At 64.2% G+C, this 16938-nt stretch carries 17 protein-coding genes and 1 pseudogene; 16 read left to right on the forward strand and 2 right to left on the reverse strand.

The features are described 5' to 3' along the window. Nucleotide 1: 1 nt before the first annotated feature. From sdhD to EB231_RS05385, 7 genes and pseudogenes are all read left to right on the forward strand, one after another. Nucleotides 2-397, forward strand: coding sequence for a succinate dehydrogenase, hydrophobic membrane anchor protein (gene sdhD / locus EB231_RS05355; protein ID WP_172347916.1), 396 nt, complete (start codon nt 2-4; stop codon nt 395-397). Between the two features lie 28 nt (nt 398-425). Further along, entirely contained in the window at nt 426-2234 is a 1809-nt protein-coding gene (gene sdhA, locus EB231_RS05360) for a succinate dehydrogenase flavoprotein subunit (RefSeq protein WP_172352816.1), read from the forward strand. Nucleotides 2235-2236: 2 nt separating this feature from the next. Further along, the gene (locus tag EB231_RS05365) at nt 2237-2674 is read left to right on the forward strand and encodes a DUF3052 family protein (protein WP_172347917.1); all 438 of its coding nucleotides are present in this window, start codon (nt 2237-2239) and stop codon (nt 2672-2674) included. Further along, the gene (locus EB231_RS05370; RefSeq protein WP_010912301.1) at nt 2674-3453 is read left to right on the forward strand and encodes a succinate dehydrogenase iron-sulfur subunit; all 780 of its coding nucleotides are present in this window, start codon (nt 2674-2676) and stop codon (nt 3451-3453) included. The genes EB231_RS05365 and EB231_RS05370 overlap by 1 nt, the downstream gene beginning before the upstream one ends. Before the next feature lie 159 nt (nt 3454-3612). Next, nucleotides 3613-5002, forward strand: a pseudogene (locus EB231_RS05375) (aminotransferase-like domain-containing protein). 156 nt (nt 5003-5158) lie between these two features. Beyond that, a complete protein-coding gene (locus EB231_RS05380) occupies nt 5159-5605 on the forward strand; it encodes a DUF983 domain-containing protein (RefSeq protein ID WP_172347918.1) in 447 nt (148 codons plus the stop codon). A 169-nt stretch (nt 5606-5774) separates the two neighbouring features. Next, a complete protein-coding gene (locus EB231_RS05385) occupies nt 5775-6404 on the forward strand; it encodes a YceH family protein (protein ID WP_172347919.1) in 630 nt (209 codons plus the stop codon). 100 nt (nt 6405-6504) lie between these two features. Here EB231_RS05385 and EB231_RS05390 read toward each other — a convergent pair whose 3' ends face one another. After that, complete coding sequence (locus EB231_RS05390; protein ID WP_010912297.1) at nt 6505-6930, reverse strand: OsmC family protein; 426 nt, start codon at nt 6928-6930, stop codon at nt 6505-6507. A gap of 221 nt (nt 6931-7151) precedes the next feature. Here EB231_RS05390 and EB231_RS05395 point away from each other — a divergent pair, with 221 nt between their 5' ends. The 4 genes from EB231_RS05395 to EB231_RS05410 all read left to right on the forward strand — a co-directional run bounded on the left by EB231_RS05395 (nt 7152) and on the right by EB231_RS05410 (nt 9104). Continuing rightward, nucleotides 7152-7379, forward strand: coding sequence for a hypothetical protein (locus EB231_RS05395; protein ID WP_172347920.1), 228 nt, complete (start codon nt 7152-7154; stop codon nt 7377-7379). Beyond that, entirely contained in the window at nt 7376-7732 is a 357-nt protein-coding gene (locus tag EB231_RS05400) for a YciI family protein (protein WP_140776054.1), read from the forward strand. The genes EB231_RS05395 and EB231_RS05400 overlap by 4 nt, the downstream gene beginning before the upstream one ends. A 159-nt stretch (nt 7733-7891) precedes the next feature. Beyond that, on the forward strand, nt 7892-8419 hold the full coding sequence (locus tag EB231_RS05405; RefSeq protein ID WP_172347921.1) for a hypothetical protein: 528 nt from the start codon (nt 7892-7894) through the stop codon (nt 8417-8419). A gap of 286 nt (nt 8420-8705) precedes the next feature. After that, nucleotides 8706-9104, forward strand: a complete 399-nt coding sequence (locus EB231_RS05410) for a GFA family protein (protein WP_172347922.1) — start codon at nt 8706-8708, stop codon at nt 9102-9104. On the opposite strand, the gene EB231_RS05415 is transcribed toward EB231_RS05410, so the two are convergent. Continuing rightward, on the reverse strand, nt 9101-10360 hold the full coding sequence (locus EB231_RS05415) for a ubiquinone biosynthesis hydroxylase (RefSeq protein WP_172347923.1): 1260 nt from the start codon (nt 10358-10360) through the stop codon (nt 9101-9103). The two genes, EB231_RS05410 and EB231_RS05415, sit on opposite strands and share 4 nt — an antisense overlap. A gap of 98 nt (nt 10361-10458) precedes the next feature. Between EB231_RS05415 and tesB the strand changes: the two genes are divergently transcribed. The 5 genes from tesB (at nt 10459) to EB231_RS05440 (ending at nt 16845) form a co-directional block, all read left to right on the forward strand. Continuing rightward, complete coding sequence (gene tesB, locus EB231_RS05420) at nt 10459-11319, forward strand: acyl-CoA thioesterase II (RefSeq protein ID WP_172347924.1); 861 nt, start codon at nt 10459-10461, stop codon at nt 11317-11319. 322 nt (nt 11320-11641) lie between these two features. Beyond that, nucleotides 11642-11980, forward strand: coding sequence for a P-II family nitrogen regulator (locus tag EB231_RS05425; RefSeq protein ID WP_010912291.1), 339 nt, complete (start codon nt 11642-11644; stop codon nt 11978-11980). Nucleotides 11981-12011: 31 nt separating this feature from the next. After that, nucleotides 12012-13367, forward strand: a complete 1356-nt coding sequence (locus EB231_RS05430) for an ammonium transporter (protein WP_056574714.1) — start codon at nt 12012-12014, stop codon at nt 13365-13367. A gap of 336 nt (nt 13368-13703) precedes the next feature. Beyond that, on the forward strand, nt 13704-13979 hold the full coding sequence (locus EB231_RS05435) for a hypothetical protein (protein ID WP_172347925.1): 276 nt from the start codon (nt 13704-13706) through the stop codon (nt 13977-13979). A gap of 208 nt (nt 13980-14187) precedes the next feature. Beyond that, on the forward strand, nt 14188-16845 hold the full coding sequence (locus tag EB231_RS05440) for a DNA translocase FtsK (protein WP_172347926.1): 2658 nt from the start codon (nt 14188-14190) through the stop codon (nt 16843-16845). Nucleotides 16846-16938: the final 93 nt, after the last annotated feature.

Below are 16938 nucleotides of genomic sequence, written 5' to 3' on the forward strand. Positions count from 1 at the left end.
CATGAGTACTGGCAAGACCGACATGCGCACGCCGCTGGCGAAAGTCCGCGGCCTTGGCTCCGCCCGTGAGGGCACCGGCCATTTCTGGCGCCAGCGCCTCACGGCTATCGCCAACATTCCGCTGACATTGTTCTTCGTCGGGTTTCTCATCGCGCTCAACGGCGCCGGCTATGCGGAGGTGCGCGCGGCGCTTGCCAATCCGTTCGTCGCCCTGGTGCTGGCCCTGGTGCTGGTCTCCGGCCTTGTCCATATGCGGCTCGGCATGCAGGTGATCATCGAGGACTACGTGCATGGCGAAGGCATGAAGCTGGCGCTCATCGCGCTCAATACATTTTTCACTGTAGCGGTTGGCGTCGCCTCGATCTTCGCCCTGCTCAAGCTGGCATTCGGAGGCTGAGTTGGCCAAGGACGCGAAATCAGCCAACATGGCAGGCTATACTTTTGTCGACCACAAGTTCGACGTGGTGGTGGTCGGGGCCGGCGGTGCCGGCCTGCGCGCCACGCTGGGCATGGCCGAGCAGGGCCTGCGCACCGCTTGCATCACCAAGGTGTTCCCAACCCGCTCGCACACGGTGGCGGCGCAAGGCGGCATTGCCGCCTCGCTGTCCAATATGGGTCCGGATTCCTGGCAATGGCACATGTACGACACCGTCAAGGGGTCGGACTGGCTCGGCGATGTCGACGCCATGGAATATCTGGTGCGCGAAGCACCGGCGGCGGTCTACGAACTCGAGCACTATGGCGTGCCGTTCTCGCGCACCGAAGAGGGCAAGATCTACCAGCGGCCGTTCGGCGGCCACATGATGAACTACGGCGAAGGTCCGCCGGTGCAGCGCACTTGTGCCGCCGCCGACCGCACCGGCCACGCCATCCTGCACACGCTTTACGGCCAGTCGCTGAAGAACAACGCGCAGTTCTTCATCGAGTATTTCGCGCTCGACCTGATCATGGAGCCGGACGGCACCTGCACCGGCGTCGTCGCCTGGAATCTCGATGACGGCACCATCCACCGCTTCTCGGCCAAGATGGTGGTGCTGGCGACCGGCGGCTACGGCCGCGCCTATTTCTCGGCGACTTCGGCGCATACCTGCACCGGCGACGGCGGCGGCATGGCAGCCAGAGCCGGCTTCCCGCTGCAGGACATGGAGTTCGTGCAGTTCCACCCGACCGGCATCTATGGTGCCGGCTGCCTGATCACCGAAGGCGCGCGCGGAGAGGGCGGCTATCTCGTCAATTCCGAAGGCGAGCGCTTCATGGAGCGCTACGCACCGTCGGCCAAGGACCTTGCCTCGCGTGACGTCGTCTCGCGCTGCATGACGCTGGAGATCCGCGAGGGCCGTGGCGTCGGCAAGAAGAAGGATCATATATTCCTGCATCTCGACCATCTTGATCCAGCCGTGCTGCATGAGCGGCTGCCCGGCATCTCGGAATCGGCAAAGATCTTCGCCGGCGTCGACCTGACCAAGGAGCCGATCCCGGTGCTGCCGACGGTGCACTACAATATGGGCGGCGTGCCGACCAATTACTGGGGCGAGGTGCTGAGGCCGACGGCAGAGAACCCGGACAAGGTGTCGCCCGGACTGATGGCGGTCGGCGAGGCCGGCTGCGCCTCGGTGCATGGCGCCAACCGGCTTGGTTCGAATTCGCTGATCGACCTGGTGGTGTTCGGCCGCGCCGCGGCGATCCGCGCCGGCCAGGTCATCGACCGCAAGGCGGCGATCCCTTCGCCCAACGAAGCCTCGGTTGAGAGGATCATGGATCGCTTCGACGGACTGCGCCACGCCAATGGCTCGACGCCGACGGCGGTGCTGCGCGAGAAGATGCAGAAGGCGATGCAGGAAGACGCTGCCGTGTTCCGCACGCAGGAATCGCTGGAGAACGGCTGCAAGCGCATTTCGGAAATCTGGGGCGAGCTCAAGGACGTCAAGGTGTTCGACCGTTCGATGATCTGGAATTCCGACCTGGTCGAGACACTGGAACTTGAGAACCTGATGGCCAATGCCATCACCACGGTCTACAGCGCCGAGGCGCGTAAGGAGAGCCGTGGCGCGCATGCGCGGGAAGACTTTTCCGCGCGCGACGATGCCACCTGGCGCAAGCACACGCTGGCCAAGCTGAGTGAGGACGGCAAGGTGACGCTCAGTTACCGGCCGGTGCACACCGAGCCGCTGCTGGCCGAAAAGGACGGTGGCATCAGCCTCGCCAAGATCGCGCCCAAGGCCAGGGTGTACTGACAATGGCGCTGGCGGCGACGGGATATTCCGGCACGCCTCTTCCGGCCAAGCTCGGCCTGAAGGACGGCATGACCGCGGCCTTTATCGCGCTGCCGCCGGAACTCGACGACCTGACGGACGCCATCGCCTTCGCCGAAGTCGATCGGCTGGCCGATTGGTCCGGCATTTCCGGCGTTGCTCTCAAATACGACGCTGTCCACGCCTTCACCAGGCAGCGCGCCGAGATCGAGAATCGCTTGGGCGATGTCGAGGCAGCGATCAAGCGCGACGGCATGGTCTGGGTGTCCTGGCCGAAGAAGGCATCGAAAGTGCCGACCGATGTCACCGAGGGTGTCGTGCGCACCGAAGCGCTGAAGCGCGGCCTTGTCGACGTCAAGGTCGCCGCAGTGAATGAAATCTGGTCCGGGCTGAAGCTCGTCATCCGAAAGGACCTGAGGTAATGGTCGAACTCACGCTCCCCAAGAACTCGAAAATCCAGCAGGGCAAGACCTGGCCGAAGCCGGAGGGCGCCACCAATCTGCGGGAATACCGCATCTACCGCTGGTCGCCGGACGATGACGAGAATCCGCGCATCGACACCTATTTCGTCGACATGGACGATTGCGGGCCGATGGTGCTCGACGCGCTGCTCTGGATCAAGAACAAGATCGACCCGACGCTGACCTTGCGCCGCTCCTGCCGCGAAGGCATTTGCGGCTCCTGCGCCATGAACATCGACGGCTCCAATACGCTCGCCTGCACCAAGGGCTGCGACGACATTTCCGGCGCCGTAAAAGTCTACCCGCTGCCGCATATGCAGGTGGTCAAGGACCTGGTGCCCGACCTCACCAATTTCTACGCCCAGCACGCCTCGATCGAGCCGTGGCTGAAGACGGTGTCGCCGCAGCCGGCCAAGGAATGGCTGCAGAGCCATGAGGACCGCGAGAAGCTCGACGGGCTCTACGAATGCATCCTGTGCGCCTGCTGCTCGACCTCGTGCCCGAGCTACTGGTGGAACGGCGACCGCTATCTCGGCCCGGCGACGCTGCTGCAGGCCTATCGCTGGCTGATCGACAGCCGCGACGAGGCCAAGGGTGAGCGGCTCGACAATCTCGAAGACCCGTTCCGGCTCTACCGCTGCCACACCATCATGAACTGCGCGCAGACCTGCCCCAAAGGCCTCAACCCGGCCAAGGCGATCGCCGAGATCAAGAAGATGATGGTCGAACGGCGCGTCTGACGCCGACTATCTAAACCGCCCTTGGGGCGGGCTGTCGTGTCGGCAAGGTCGGATCGTCCGGTCGCCGGCAGTGTTCCCATCGCCAGCCAATTGTCGGGGCCTTGCATTCGCCTGCCGCGACATACAATATCCATACATCTGGATCGCGAGGCGAAGGCAATGGACGACAATCAGGCTTCATGGACGCCGGTCATCCGCAAGGGCGCCGGGCCGGTCTACCTCGCCATTGCCGATGCCCTGTCGGCCGATATCGTCTCGGGCCGGCTGGCCGGCGGTTTCAGATTGCCGCCGCAGCGCGCGCTGGCGGACGCGCTCGGCATCGATTTCACCACGGTCAGCCGCGCCTATGCCGAGGCGCGCAAGCGAGGTGATCGACGGGCGGGTCGGGCAGGGCACCTATGTCCGGGCTCGGCGACCGACCGAGGGACGAGGTGTCTCGACCGGCCTTGTCGACATGAGCATGAACCTGCCACCCCGGTTCGAGGATGCCGGGCTGGTCGCGCGGATGTGGGATGGAATTGCCGATCTGCGGGCGGATGACGGGCTGGGCCTGCTTCTGCGCTACCATGAGGCCGGCGGAACCGGTCGCGACCGCGCCGCTGGCGCGCGCTGGCTTTCACCGAGGCTCGGCGCCATTCCCGCGGAGCGGCTTCTGGTTTGCCCGGGAGCACAGGGCGCGCTGCTGGCGCTGGCCGGGGTGCTCGCCGGACCCGGCGAGACGATCTGTGTCGAGGCCCTGACCTATCCCGGCTTCCGGTCGCTGGCCGCGCATCTCAGGATCAATCTCGTCGGCGTGCCGATCGACGAGCATGGGCTCGTTCCCGAAGCATTCGAGGCCGTGTGCGCGGAGCATCGGCCAAAAGCCCTCTATTGCACGCCGACCTTGCACAATCCGACGACCGCGACCTTGCCTCTCGGCCGTCGCGAGGCCTTGATCGAGATTGCCCGCCGCCATCAGATGCCCATTATAGAGGACGATGCCTATGGCGCCTTGCCGGCCGACCCCATGCCGCCGCTGGCCGCGCTTGCGCCGGATCTCGTCTATCATGTCGCGGGCCTGGCGAAATGCCTGTCCCCAGCGTTGCGGATTGCCTATCTCGTGCTGCCGGACGGCCGCTCTGCCGCCAGGGTGGCGGGCGCCATAAGGGCGACCGCCTCCATGGCCTCCCCCCTGACGGCCGCGATCGCGACGCGCTGGATCGAGGAGGGAACCGCCGACGCGGTCCTTGCCGCGATCCGCGAGGAGTCGCGTCGCCGGCAGGCGATCGCCGCCGCCATCTTGCCGCCCGGCTTCGGACAGGCCGACCCGCGGGGTTTCCACGCATGGCTGCGGCTGACCGGTCCCTGGACGCGGGGCGAATTCACCGCGCGGCTGCGCTCGGCCGGCATCGGCGTGGTGGCGAGCGACGCCTTCGCCATCGCGTCGCCGCCCGAGGCTGTCCGCCTGGGACTTGGCGCGGCCGCGAACGAAGACGATCTGCGTGACAGCCTGCGCATCGTTACGGACCTTCTGTCGCAGTCGCCGGCCATATCGTCGATGGTGGTTTGATCTTGTAGGGATTGCTCTTGACAATGTATGCATACATACCACATACATTGTGCAATCAATGACGCCATGGAGACCAGCAAATTCCTGCCGTCAGACGCGGGCGAGTGACCGCGAAGGGCAGGGGTCTCCAGGCGCCGCAGACGAGGGCAAGACAAAATGGTTCAGGATCGCGAATGGCCTCCCCTCTCACCGGTTGAGACGGGCATAAGAGGACGGTGTCCGCGCTGTGGCGAGGGACATCTGTTCGAGGGCTTCCTGAAACTGCGCAAGGGCTGCGAGGTCTGCGGGCTCGATTATTCGTTCGCCGACCCAGCCGATGGCCCGGCGTTCTTCGTGATCTGCTTCGCATGCGTGCCGAGCGTGGTGCTCGCGCTCTGGATCGAGGTGCGCTTTGAAGCGCCCTACTGGGTCCATCTCTTCACCACCTTGCCGTTCATGCTTCTGACCTGCATCCCGCCGCTGCGGCCGCTGAAGGGATGGCTGGTGGCCAGCCAGTATTTCTACAAAGCGGAGGAGGGCCGGATGGTAACGCCGCTGATCCCGCCGGCATCCGCCGTGGTGACCGGCTCGACCGCGACCTTGCCTGCCGACGACAGGCTGTGACGACAGCAACGGCGAAAATGACGGTTGAACGGCGCGTGCGGTGGCGGCTATAGGCATTGGATGGAGTGCTTGAGGAAATCAACCTGGCCGGCGTGGCCAGGGATGACGCCCGTCAAGCCCGCAAACGAACGCTTGCAACCGATCTCTACCGCCGGGAGGCTGAACTTTCATGAGCGAAGACCTTCCCATCCTCAATCCCGTCGAAGCGCGCGTGCTCGGCTGCCTTATCGAGAAGAAGGAGCTGACGCCTGATGTCTACCCGCTGACGCTCAACAGCGCACTTGCCGCCGCCAACCAGAAGACGGCGCGCGAGCCGGTGATGGCGCTGGAGCAGACAGAGGTGCACCGGGCACTGAAGCTGCTCGAGCAGAAGGGGCTTGTGCGGCAGATGTTCGGCTCGCGCGTCGAGCGCTATGAGCATCAGATGGCGCAGCGCTTCTCGCTGACCACGCCGCAGAGCGCGTTGCTCGGCCTGCTCTTGCTGCGCGGACCGCAGACGGCGCACGAGCTCCTGGCGCGAGCCGAGCGCATGGCGCGATTTTCCTCGATCGAAGACCTGCGCGGTGAACTCGACATGCTGATCGGCCGTCGGCCGCCACTGATCCAGGAAATACCGCGCGGGCCGGGCCAGCGTGAGGACCGTTATGTGCATCTTCTCGCCGGCCCGGTGGACGTCGCGGTGCTATCGGCGCAGCGCAGTGCGCCGGCCTTGCCTCACTCCGACCTGGAAGCGAGGCTGGAGGCTCTGGAGCAGGAAGTCGCGGCACTTCGCGCCCGGCTTGACGCGCTGGGCGCTTAGGGCCGCCAGCACTCATTCGAGACGTTGACGCAGGGTGCCGTTGCCCCCAATGAAAACGCCGGCTCTTGGGCCGGCGTTTGTCACTTCAGGGCATCCTGCTCTAGCCAAGCCTGGCGTCGAGCGACACTTTTATGGCGCCAAGAGCCTTGGAGACCGGGCATTCGGCCTTGGCCTTCTCGGCCAATTCCTTGAATTTCGCCGCATCGATGCCGGGCACCTTGCCGACGAGCGTGATCGCGCTGCCGGTGATGCCGGTGCCCGGGACCAGCGTCACCACGGCCTTGGCGTCGAGTTCGGCGGCGGGCGTGCCGTTCTCGGCCAGGAAATGCGAAAGCTGCATGGCGTAGCAGCCGGCATGGGCAGCCGCGATTAGCTCTTCCGGATTGGTGCCGGATTTGCCGCTTTCATCCTCGAAGCGCGCCTTGAACGAATAGGGCGTGCCTTTCAAGGTTCCGCTCTGGCTGTCGAGCGTGCCCTTGCCTTCTTTCAGATTGCCTTTCCAGACGGCGGTTGCGGTGCGGTCCATGAAGTCCTCCTTGGCCTCGATTGCGCCGGCCCGGCGCCGGCGTTCCAGCCAACTATAGCGCGGGCGCGGGGGAAGGCCACCGCGCGATCGCAGCGGAAACCGCGACATTGGTGTCGGGCCGAAATTTTTCCTGAAAAAAGCGCGTGCGAAAATGTCGACTTCCATCCGGCCCGGCCGTCCTGGGGGCGGCCATCGGATTTGTGGCCGGATGGAGGTATCACATGGACAATCTGTTTTTCGCATTGTGGAAGAGGCCAGGCCATAAGGCCGGGCGACAGGAAGATCTCTGGCTAGACCCGCCGGTGGGCGGCTTCGGCAGGCTGCTGGCGGCTGTTGCCATCATCGGCGCCGCGGCATGCCTTCTCGACCACGCGGCCGCGGTCGACGGCAAGGCTGACACGCTCGTCGCCGCATCCTATGATTCATCGCAGCACGGGAGCGCGCAATGAAATATGTCTGTCTGGTCTATGGTGAGGAAAAAGACCTCCATGCATTGACCGTGGAGCGCGGGGCCAAGCTCGACGCCGATTCGCTGGCCTATGACAGGTCCTTGGATCAACAGGGCAAGCTGATCATCGCGCAGGCGCTGCAGTCGGTGAAGACCTCGAAGTCGGTGCGACGGCGCAAGGGCAAGCGCCTTGTCACCGACGGCCCTTTCGCCGAAACCAAGGAGCAGTTGCTTGGCTTCGTCATGATCGAGGCGGACACTCTCGAGGAAGCGCTGGACATCGCCGCCGACATTCCGCTGGCCGAACTCGGCACGATCGAGGTGCGGGCGATCTATGACATACCCGGGTCATAGGCGGCGCGTGGCCTTGGCGGTTGAGCCTGCAATCGGCTTGTTCAGTCGCCCAAGCTCCACCAGCCGCAAATTGAATTTTCTTCGCCAGAGGCAACTCTTGCGTGTTGAAGCAACGTGGCAGGTCTCTTATCGTCCGTCGGATTCCTGGGGGATTTCGACATGCCTTTCCTGATTGCTGTCCTTGGCGTGCTCGGGGCGGCGGTGTTCTGGTGGTACCGGATGAAGGCCATGAACGACGCCGCGCGCGAGGTCGCCGATGTCGTCGGGCGCGTGCAAGGCAACATCAGGCGCAAGAAGCTGTGCAATCAGGCGGCCCTGTCGCCGCTGACGACGATCGACGATCCTGTGGTGGCCGCCGCGACGCTGATTACATCGATCGTCTCCGAGAACGGCCCTGTCCTGCCGCGGCGAGAAGCCGTCATTCGCGCGGTGATCTCCGAGATCGCCGACAAGAAGAAGACCGACGAGGCGATCAACTACGCCAAGTGGGCGGCCTCACAGATCGACGACACCACTGTCGTCATCGACAAGCTGGCGCCGTTCCTGCGCGAGCGCCTCGACGTATCGGAACGAAACGACCTGCTGCAGATGGTGAACCGTGCGGCCCAAGGCGGCGAGGAGCGTCTTGAGATCGCCGACCAGCGCATGCTGAGGCTGCGGCAGAGACTGGGCTTTGAAGTGAACTAGGTGTGCTGATGTTCAGGTGAAGCCGGTCTGCGAACGACGGCTTCCTGCGCTTCCTGCGCTTCCGGCCTTCGCCGGCCGAAGCACTCATGAGTGGCGTTGCAGTTAAGGCTACCGGCCGGCGTAGGCCAATGCTCACGTATTTGAGTACGCTCCGCTCCGTTCTCAAAAACTACCGTTCTCGACATGGTGTCGGAATTGGGCGCCAGTTCAGCGCATTTCACGCCGACTCCCTCATTACGACGGGTATAAATTATCGGTCAGGTCGGTTGGCTCAAGGAGACTTTGCATGCGCGGTCATTGCTTATGCGGCGTTATTGCTTTTGAAGTCGATGGCCCGGCACAAGCCTGCGTGAGCTGTCATTGTGAAAGTTGTCGGCGGCAATGTTCTGCGCCGATGACCACCTACATTGGCGTCTTGGACAGCCAATGGCGATGGCTGGGCAAGCCGCCGAAGGTATTCAACTCTTCTCCCGGTGTGGAAAGAACATTTTGCGATCACTGTGGCTCGCCGCTGTCCTTCCGCTCAAAGAACATGTCCGGTGTCATGCATTTTTTTGCCGCAGCGATGGAGGAGCCGGAAAAATTTGCACCAACGCTGCATGTCGCTTTCGAGGAGAAGCTCCCTTGGTTGAAACTCGCCGACGGCCTGCCGACACGTGTCGGGCCTGACTATACGAAAGACTAGATCGCCTCGCCCTTCAAAAGCCTCGGCGTACCGGCCGAAAGTCCCGATGCCTGCCGGATGAAAAACTCCTTCAGGCGCGGCATGCGCTCGACGAGGCCGAGGCCGATGTCGCGGACGGCGCGCAGTGGGGTGATGTCGTTGGAAAACAGCCGATTCAGCACGTCCGTGGTGACACCCATCTGCACCGTGTCGAAATGGCGCCATTGCTGGTAGCGCTCGAGCACGTCGAGCGCACCGATGTCCTGCCCGAGCCGGTCCGCCTCGACGATCACCTCGGCAAGTGCCGCCACATCCTTGAAGCCGAGATTGAGGCCCTGTCCAGCGATCGGATGGATGCCGTGGGCGGCGTCGCCGGCAAGGGCGACGCGCGGCGCGACGAAGGCCCGTGCAATGGTGAGGCCGAGCGGCCAGGCGCGCGGCTTGTCGGCGACACGGATCTCTCCGAGCTTCAGGCCAAAGCGCTGTTCGAGCTCATGCTCGAAGACGAGATCGTCGCCTTCCACGAGCGCCTTGGCATCTTCCGTGCGTTCGACCCAGACGATCGACGAGCGGTTGGTGCCGTCCTCGTCGGGTTTCAGCGGCAGCGTGGCAAAGGGCCCGGCGGGCAGGAAATGTTCTTCGGCGCGGCCGTTGTGAGGCCGCTCATGCGCCACCGTGCAGACGATGCCGGACTGGCCGTATTCCCATTTCACCGTCTTGATGCCGGCCATGTCGCGCAGCTTCGAATTGACGCCGTCGGCGGCGACCAGCAACCGCGCCGTCAGCGCGGCGCCATCGGCCAGATGCACCGATATACCGGCACCGCCGGTCTCAAAACCCTGCACCGCGACGCCTTCGATGATATCGATGCCGAGCTTCTCGGCCCTGGCGCGCAAGGCGCCGTTCAACGCCTTGTTGGCGACCATGTGCGCGAAGGGCTCGCCCGGCGCCACTTCGCCGCCGAAGGTCAGGAAGACCGGGCGCACCGGATCGGAGCTGCGTGAATCGGTGATGATCATTTCGGTGATGGCCTGCGCCTGCGGGGCGATCTCGGCCCAGACGCCGAGCTGGTCGAGCATGCGGCAGGCGGCAGCGGCGATGGCCGAGGCACGGCCATCGCGTTGCCAAGCGCCGGCCGGCGCGGCATCGACCAACGCCACGGCAAGACCCGGCCGCGCCTGCTTCAGCGAGACGGCGGCGGCCAGTCCGACATAGCCGGCGCCGGCAACGAGGATATCGAGCCCGGATCTGGTCTTGGCGTCCGCCTTGCGTTCCATTGTCTTGGCTCCTTGCGCACCGACCGGGCTTGCGCCCTTGACGGCTCGTCCTTCCTGTCGGAAACCGCCATAGCAATTTTGCGGCGAGGTCACAAAACATGACGGCGGCCATGGACGAGCTTCTGCGCATTCTCGACCTCGAGAGGCTCGAACACAATCTGTATCGTGGTCGCAGCCCCCAGGTGGAGTGGCAGCGCGTGTTCGGCGGCCAGACCATCGCCCAGGCGCTGGTGGCGGCGCAGCGCACGGTCGAGCCGGACCGCTTCGTGCATTCGCTGCACGGCTATTTCATGCGGCCGGGCGACATCAAGGTACCGATCGTCTACGAGGTCGACCGCATCCGCGACGGCGGCTCCTTCACCACGCGACGCGTGCTGGCGATCCAGCACGGACAGGCGATCTTTTCGCTGGAAGCCTCGTTCCAGGTCGATGAAAAGGGGCTCGAGCATCAATTCGCGCTGCCCGACGACGTGCCGCCGCCGGAGGGCCTGCAGACCCAGCGGCAGCTGCTCGAGAAGGCCGAACGCGTGCCGGAGGCGGTGCGCCGTTTCTGGGCGCGTGAGCGGCCGCTGGAGCTCAGGCCGGTCAATCTCCAGCACTATGAGAGCCGCGACAAGCTGCCGCCCAGGCAGAATGTCTGGATCCGGCTTGCAGGGCCGGTTCCCGACGACCGCGCGCTGCAATCGGTGCTGCTCGCCTATCTCTCCGACATGACGTTGCTCGACACCTCGACCTTCGCGCATGGGCGCGGCCTGTTCGATCCCGATATCCAGGCGGCAAGTCTCGACCATTCCATGTGGTTTCACCGACCGCATTCGCTCGACGGCTGGCTGCTCTATGCGCAGGACAGCCCTTCGAGTTCGGGATCGCGCGGCTTCAGCCGCGGCACGCTCTATGCCCGCGACGGCACGCTGATCGCCTCGGTGGCCCAGGAAGGCCTGATCCGGCTCAAGCGTTGAGCATTGCGAGTCTTGTTTGAGCAGGATGACTGGACAAACGAAAACCGTTTGTCCGAGAAAACCGGGCTCCTGCCTTTCGCGCCAAGCTCAAAGCCGGCAAAATAGGCAAAATGGAAAAATTGCACAAATTTTAAGCATATGGCGCGCCGCAGGGACCGGCGCCTGCTGACCTCGGTCCCCCCATTTCCTTTGTTTACAACAGGTTAACACGCTGCTTCGGCACTTGGCACGGAGCTTGAATCCTTGGGGGCACTCTCCGGCTCCTTGGGATCGGTGAAGTCGTGCAAACGCGGGGGACCGCAACAGCAAAGGGTGAAACCTTATGAAAATCGTGATGGCAATCATCAAGCCGTTCAAGCTGGACGAGGTACGCGAAGCGCTTACCGCCGTCGGCATCCAGGGCCTGACCGTCACCGAAGTCAAAGGCTACGGGCGTCAGAAGGGGCATACGGAAATCTATCGCGGGGCGGAATACGCGGTCAGTTTCCTGCCGAAGATCAAGATCGAGGTCGCGGTCAGTGCCGACACGGTCGACAAGGCCGTCGAAGCCATCACCGCCGCGGCCAAGACCGGCCAGATCGGCGACGGCAAGATCTTCGTTTTCGGCATCGACCAGGCGGTGCGGATCCGCACCGGCGAAACAGACACCGACGCGCTCTAAGCGGCGAACACGTATTCCAATGGAGAGTTCAATGAATATTTCTTCCACCTTGAAGACGACGGGACGGGCGGCCCTTCTGGGCTCGCTTGCTCTCGCAGCATTGGGCAGCGTCGCCGCCTTCGCGCAGGAAGCAGCTCCGGCCGCTGCCGCCGCCGCACCGGCTGCCGCCCCCACGCCGGTGCTAGATACCGGCAATACCGCCTGGATGCTGACCTCGACGGCGTTGGTGCTGATGATGACCATCCCGGGCCTGGCGCTGTTCTACGGCGGCATGGTGCGCAAGAAGAACGTGCTCGCCACCATCATGCAGAGCTTTGCCATCACCTGCCTGGTGACGATCCTGTGGTTCATGTTCGGCTATTCGCTCGCCTTCTCCGACGGCGGCGGCATGAATGCCTATCTCGGCGGCTTCTCGAAATTCTTCCATCACGGCATCACCACCTCGACGCTGTGGGCGCCCGGGGTCGCGAACATTCCTGAATTCGTCTTCTCGATGTTCCAGATGACCTTCGCCATCATCACGCCTGCCCTCATCGCCGGCGCCTTCGCCGAGCGCATGAAGTTCTCGGCGCTGCTGATCTTCATGGCGCTGTGGCTGCTGGTCGTCTATGCGCCGATCGCGCATTGGGTCTGGGGCGGCGGCTTCCTTGGCGCGGCCGGCGTGCTCGACTTCGCCGGCGGCACGGTCGTCCACATCAATGCCGGTGTCGCCGGTCTCGTCTGCGCCCTGGTTCTGGGCAAGCGCGAGGGCTATGGCACCACCAACATGGCACCGCATAACTTGGTCTACTCGGTGATCGGCGCTTCGCTGCTGTGGGTCGGCTGGTTCGGCTTCAACGCCGGTTCGGAACTGGCGGCCGACGGCCTTGCCGGCGCCGCCATGCTCAACACCCAGGTCGCTACCGCCGCGGCGGCCCTTGCCTGGATGTTCGCCGAATGGATCGTCGCCAAGAAGCCTTCGGTGCTCGGCATCATCTCGGGTGCCGTCGCCGGCCTGGTCGCGGTGACGCCGGCTTCCGGCTTCGTCAACCCGACCGGCGCCTTCATCGTCGGCATCGTCGCCGGCGTGGTCTGCTACATCTCGGCGGTCAAGGTGAAGCACATGTTCGGCTATGACGACTCGCTCGATGCCTTCGGCGTCCATGGCGTCGGCGGCGTGGTTGGTGCGTTGCTGACCGGCCTGCTCGCCGATCCGGCGATCAACAGCCTGTCGTCGGGTGCCTCCGTCGGCAAGCAGCTCTACGGCATCGTCTTCACCATCCTGTGGACGGCGATCGCCACCTTCGTGATCCTCTACATCGTCAAGGCGCTGGTCGGCCTGCGTCCGACGACCCAGGAAGAGGTCGAAGGCCTCGACATCTCCCAGCATGGCGAAGTGGTGCCGTAAGGCCAGCCTCGCCAAGGGGCCGGCGGATCCTCCTCCCGCCGGCCCCATATTTCACGCAACTTCCACCTGAAGACCGTGGTTCGGTTTTCATCGGGGTTGCTCCAGAGATCCCGTCGTGACGTTCTCGAAAGAGGCTCACGCATTGAGGCCCGAAGCAATTCGGGCCTCTTTTTTTGGAAAATCGTTCGCTTCGAAAAGATGAAGGAGGAATCGTTTTTCGGAATGATCACGTTTGCGTGATCGGCCAAAGGGAAGAAACATAGGGCTTCCCGGCTCCGTACTGGGGTTAGCGAGCGCCGTTCCGACGCTCGCTACCAACAGGGAAGGAACCAACTGATGAACATTAAGAACATCTTCCTGGGAGCGCTGGCTCTGTCGATGCTCAGCGGTGTTGCACTTGCTGGCGCGCTCGACGAGCCTGACAACATGGCGCCGTTCTTCACCGATTCCGGCATGAAGACCATGAAGCCGGAAGCGGACTTCAAGGCAGCCTGGGCCGCGACGGCCAAGGACAAGCAGGACACGATGATGAAGGAATGCCAGGACGCGGCGATGAGCAAGCCTCATGCCGAATTCTGCGCCAACCTGATGATGTACGCCGGTCACAAGTGATCGCGCGGGATCGGGTCCGGAAGGCCCCGATCGCTTCGTCGTTTCAAGACAGGAATGGCGGGCTTCGCGGCCCGCCATTCTTGTCCGCGGGGCGGCATCGGTAAAAAGCCATGGTTAATGCGGCCTTAACCTTCCCACAGCTAGTCTGACCTCCGAATCTGCCGGAGTGCGTCATGCGCTCCGGCCAGGCAATCTGACGGGGAAGAGCATGCGTTCAGGGGCTTCAGCACCGCTCGCGCTGGCCGATACGGGGCACGGCATCCAGGCTTTCGCGCGGCGCCAGGTCGGCCGTCTGGTCGGTGCCGGCATGTTCCTGGCGGTGGCCTTCGGGGTTGCCAGCCTCGCCACCTGGAATGTTGCCGATCCAAGCTTCTCGCACGCCACCAACAACACCGTCACCAACGCCATGGGCTATGCCGGCGCTGTGTTCTCCGATCTTGCCATGCAGTTCTTCGGCCTTGCCGCGGTTGCTGCGCTGGTCCCGGCCGTGGTCTGGGGGTACCTGCTGTTTTCGGCGCGCGGCGTCGACAGGCTGGCCAAGCGCGGGCTGTTCTGGTTCGGTTTCGCGCTGCTTGCCGCCGCCATCGCCGGCTGCATCGTTCCGCCCAAGACCTGGCCGCTGCCCACCGGCCTTGGCGGCGTGTTCGGCGACATGGTGCTCAAGATTCCCGGCGTCCTCATCGGTGGCTATCCGACCGGACTGATCGCCAGCGTGCTCGCAGTTCTGCTGGCTGCACCCGCGCTCTGGCTGTTCGCCTATGGCTCGGCGCTGATCGGGCGCAAGAACGGCTTCGCCGTGATGGAGGAACCGGCCGCGGACCCGCGCGAGGACGATCTTCTGTTCGACAATGACGAGGATGAGGGCGACGAGGGCATATTGGCGCTCGGCGCCATCACCCATTGGTGGCTGTCGCTGCGCGCGTGGATGCATCGGCGCGCGGTGCGCCGCAGGCAGGAGCGGGACGAATACGAGCCGGAGCTGGAGCCGCGCGCCAGCGCCTGGCGCCGCGCCGCCGAACGGGTCGAATCGGCTGAGTTCGCCGAGCAGCGCATGAGCCAGGATGGCCGCGCCCGCGTCGAGCCGGAATTCTTCGCCGCCATGGTCAATGACCGCAGCGTTTCCGTCGATCCGGATGATGACGATATCTTCCGCGACGACGAGGACATGGATCTAGACGAGGAGCCCATCGTCCAGCGTCGCGCGGGCTCCGCCGCCAAGGTGCAGCAGTTCCGCTCCGACGCCGCCACCCGCGTCGAGGCGCCGGCACCACGCCCGGCTCCCGGCGCACGCGTCCAGCGTGAGGCGCAGACCTCGCTGATCGGCTCGGACAAGTTCGAGATGCCGTCGCTGCATTTCCTGTCCGAACCGAAGAACGTGGCGAAGGACCCGAGCCTGTCGAAGGACGCGCTGGAGCAGAACGCGCGCCTGCTCGAAGGGGTGCTGGAAGATTTCGGCGTCAAGGGCGAGATCATTGCCGTACGCCCCGGTCCCGTGGTCACCCTCTATGAGCTGGAACCGGCGCCCGGCATCAAATCGTCCCGTGTCATCGGCCTCTCCGACGACATCGCCCGCTCGATGAGCGCGATCGCCTGCCGCGTCGCCGTGGTGCCCGGCCGCAACGCCATCGGCATCGAATTGCCGAATGCCAAGCGCGAGACGGTGTATCTGCGCGAGATCATGGCCAGCCGCGACTTCGAGACGACCAAGGCCAAGCTGGCGCTGGCGCTGGGCAAGACCATCAATGGCGAGGCCGTCATCGTCGACATCGCCAAGATGCCGCACGTGCTGGTCGCCGGCACCACCGGCTCGGGCAAGTCGGTCGCCATCAACACCATGATCCTGTCGCTGCTCTATCGGCTGACGCCGCAGGAATGCCGGCTGATCATGATCGACCCTAAGATGCTCGAACTTTCCGTCTATGACGGCATCCCGCATCTGCTGACGCCCGTCGTCACCGATCCGAAAAAGGCGGTGGTGGCGCTGAAATGGACCGTGCGGGAGATGGAGGACCGCTACCGCAAGATGTCCAAGGTCGGCGTGCGCAACATCGACGGTTTCAACGCCCGCGTTCAGCAGGCCGAGAAAAAAGGCGAGAAGATATCGCGCACGGTGCAGACCGGCTTCGATCGCCAGACCGGCGAGGCGATCTACGAGACCGAGAATCTCGACCTCGAGCCGATGCCCTACATCGTCGTCATCATCGACGAAATGGCAGACCTGATGATGGTCGCCGGCAAGGACATCGAAGGTGCCGTGCAGCGCCTGGCGCAGATGGCGCGTGCCGCCGGCATCCATGTCATCATGGCGACGCAACGTCCCTCCGTCGACGTCATCACCGGCACCATCAAGGCCAACTTCCCGACCCGCATCTCCTTCCAGGTGACGTCGAAGATCGACAGCCGCACCATTCTGGGCGAGCAGGGCGCCGAGCAGCTGCTCGGCATGGGTGACATGCTCTACATGGCCGGTGGCGGCCGCATCCAGCGCGTGCACGGTCCTTTCGTCTCCGACGATGAGGTGGAGAAGATCGTCGGGCACCTGAAGCTGCAGGGCGTACCCGAATATCTCGACGCCATCACCGAGGATGACGACGAGGACGACGACGAACCGTCCGGCAAGGGCGGTTCCGGCGGTGGTGGTGGTGGCGGCAATTTCGAGGATTCCGACGACCCCTACGACCAGGCGGTCGCCGTGGTGCTGCGCGACGGCAAGGCATCGACCAGCTACATCCAGCGCCGTCTCGGCATCGGCTACAACCGCGCCGCCTCGATCATCGAGAAGATGGAAAAGGAAGGCATTGTCGGCCCGGCCAACCACGCGGGAAAACGCGAAATCCTGGTGCCGACCGAAGAGGACAAGTTCTGATGGGAAGCCGGCCGCAACCTTGAACCTCGCGGCGCGTTGAAGCGAGGGTGCGCCGCCAAACTTAAGCCCAACTGGGGGTTCAGGACAGCGACA

It is taken from the genome of Mesorhizobium sp. NZP2298, assembly GCF_013170825.1.
Classification (GTDB): Bacteria; Pseudomonadota; Alphaproteobacteria; order Rhizobiales; family Rhizobiaceae; genus Mesorhizobium.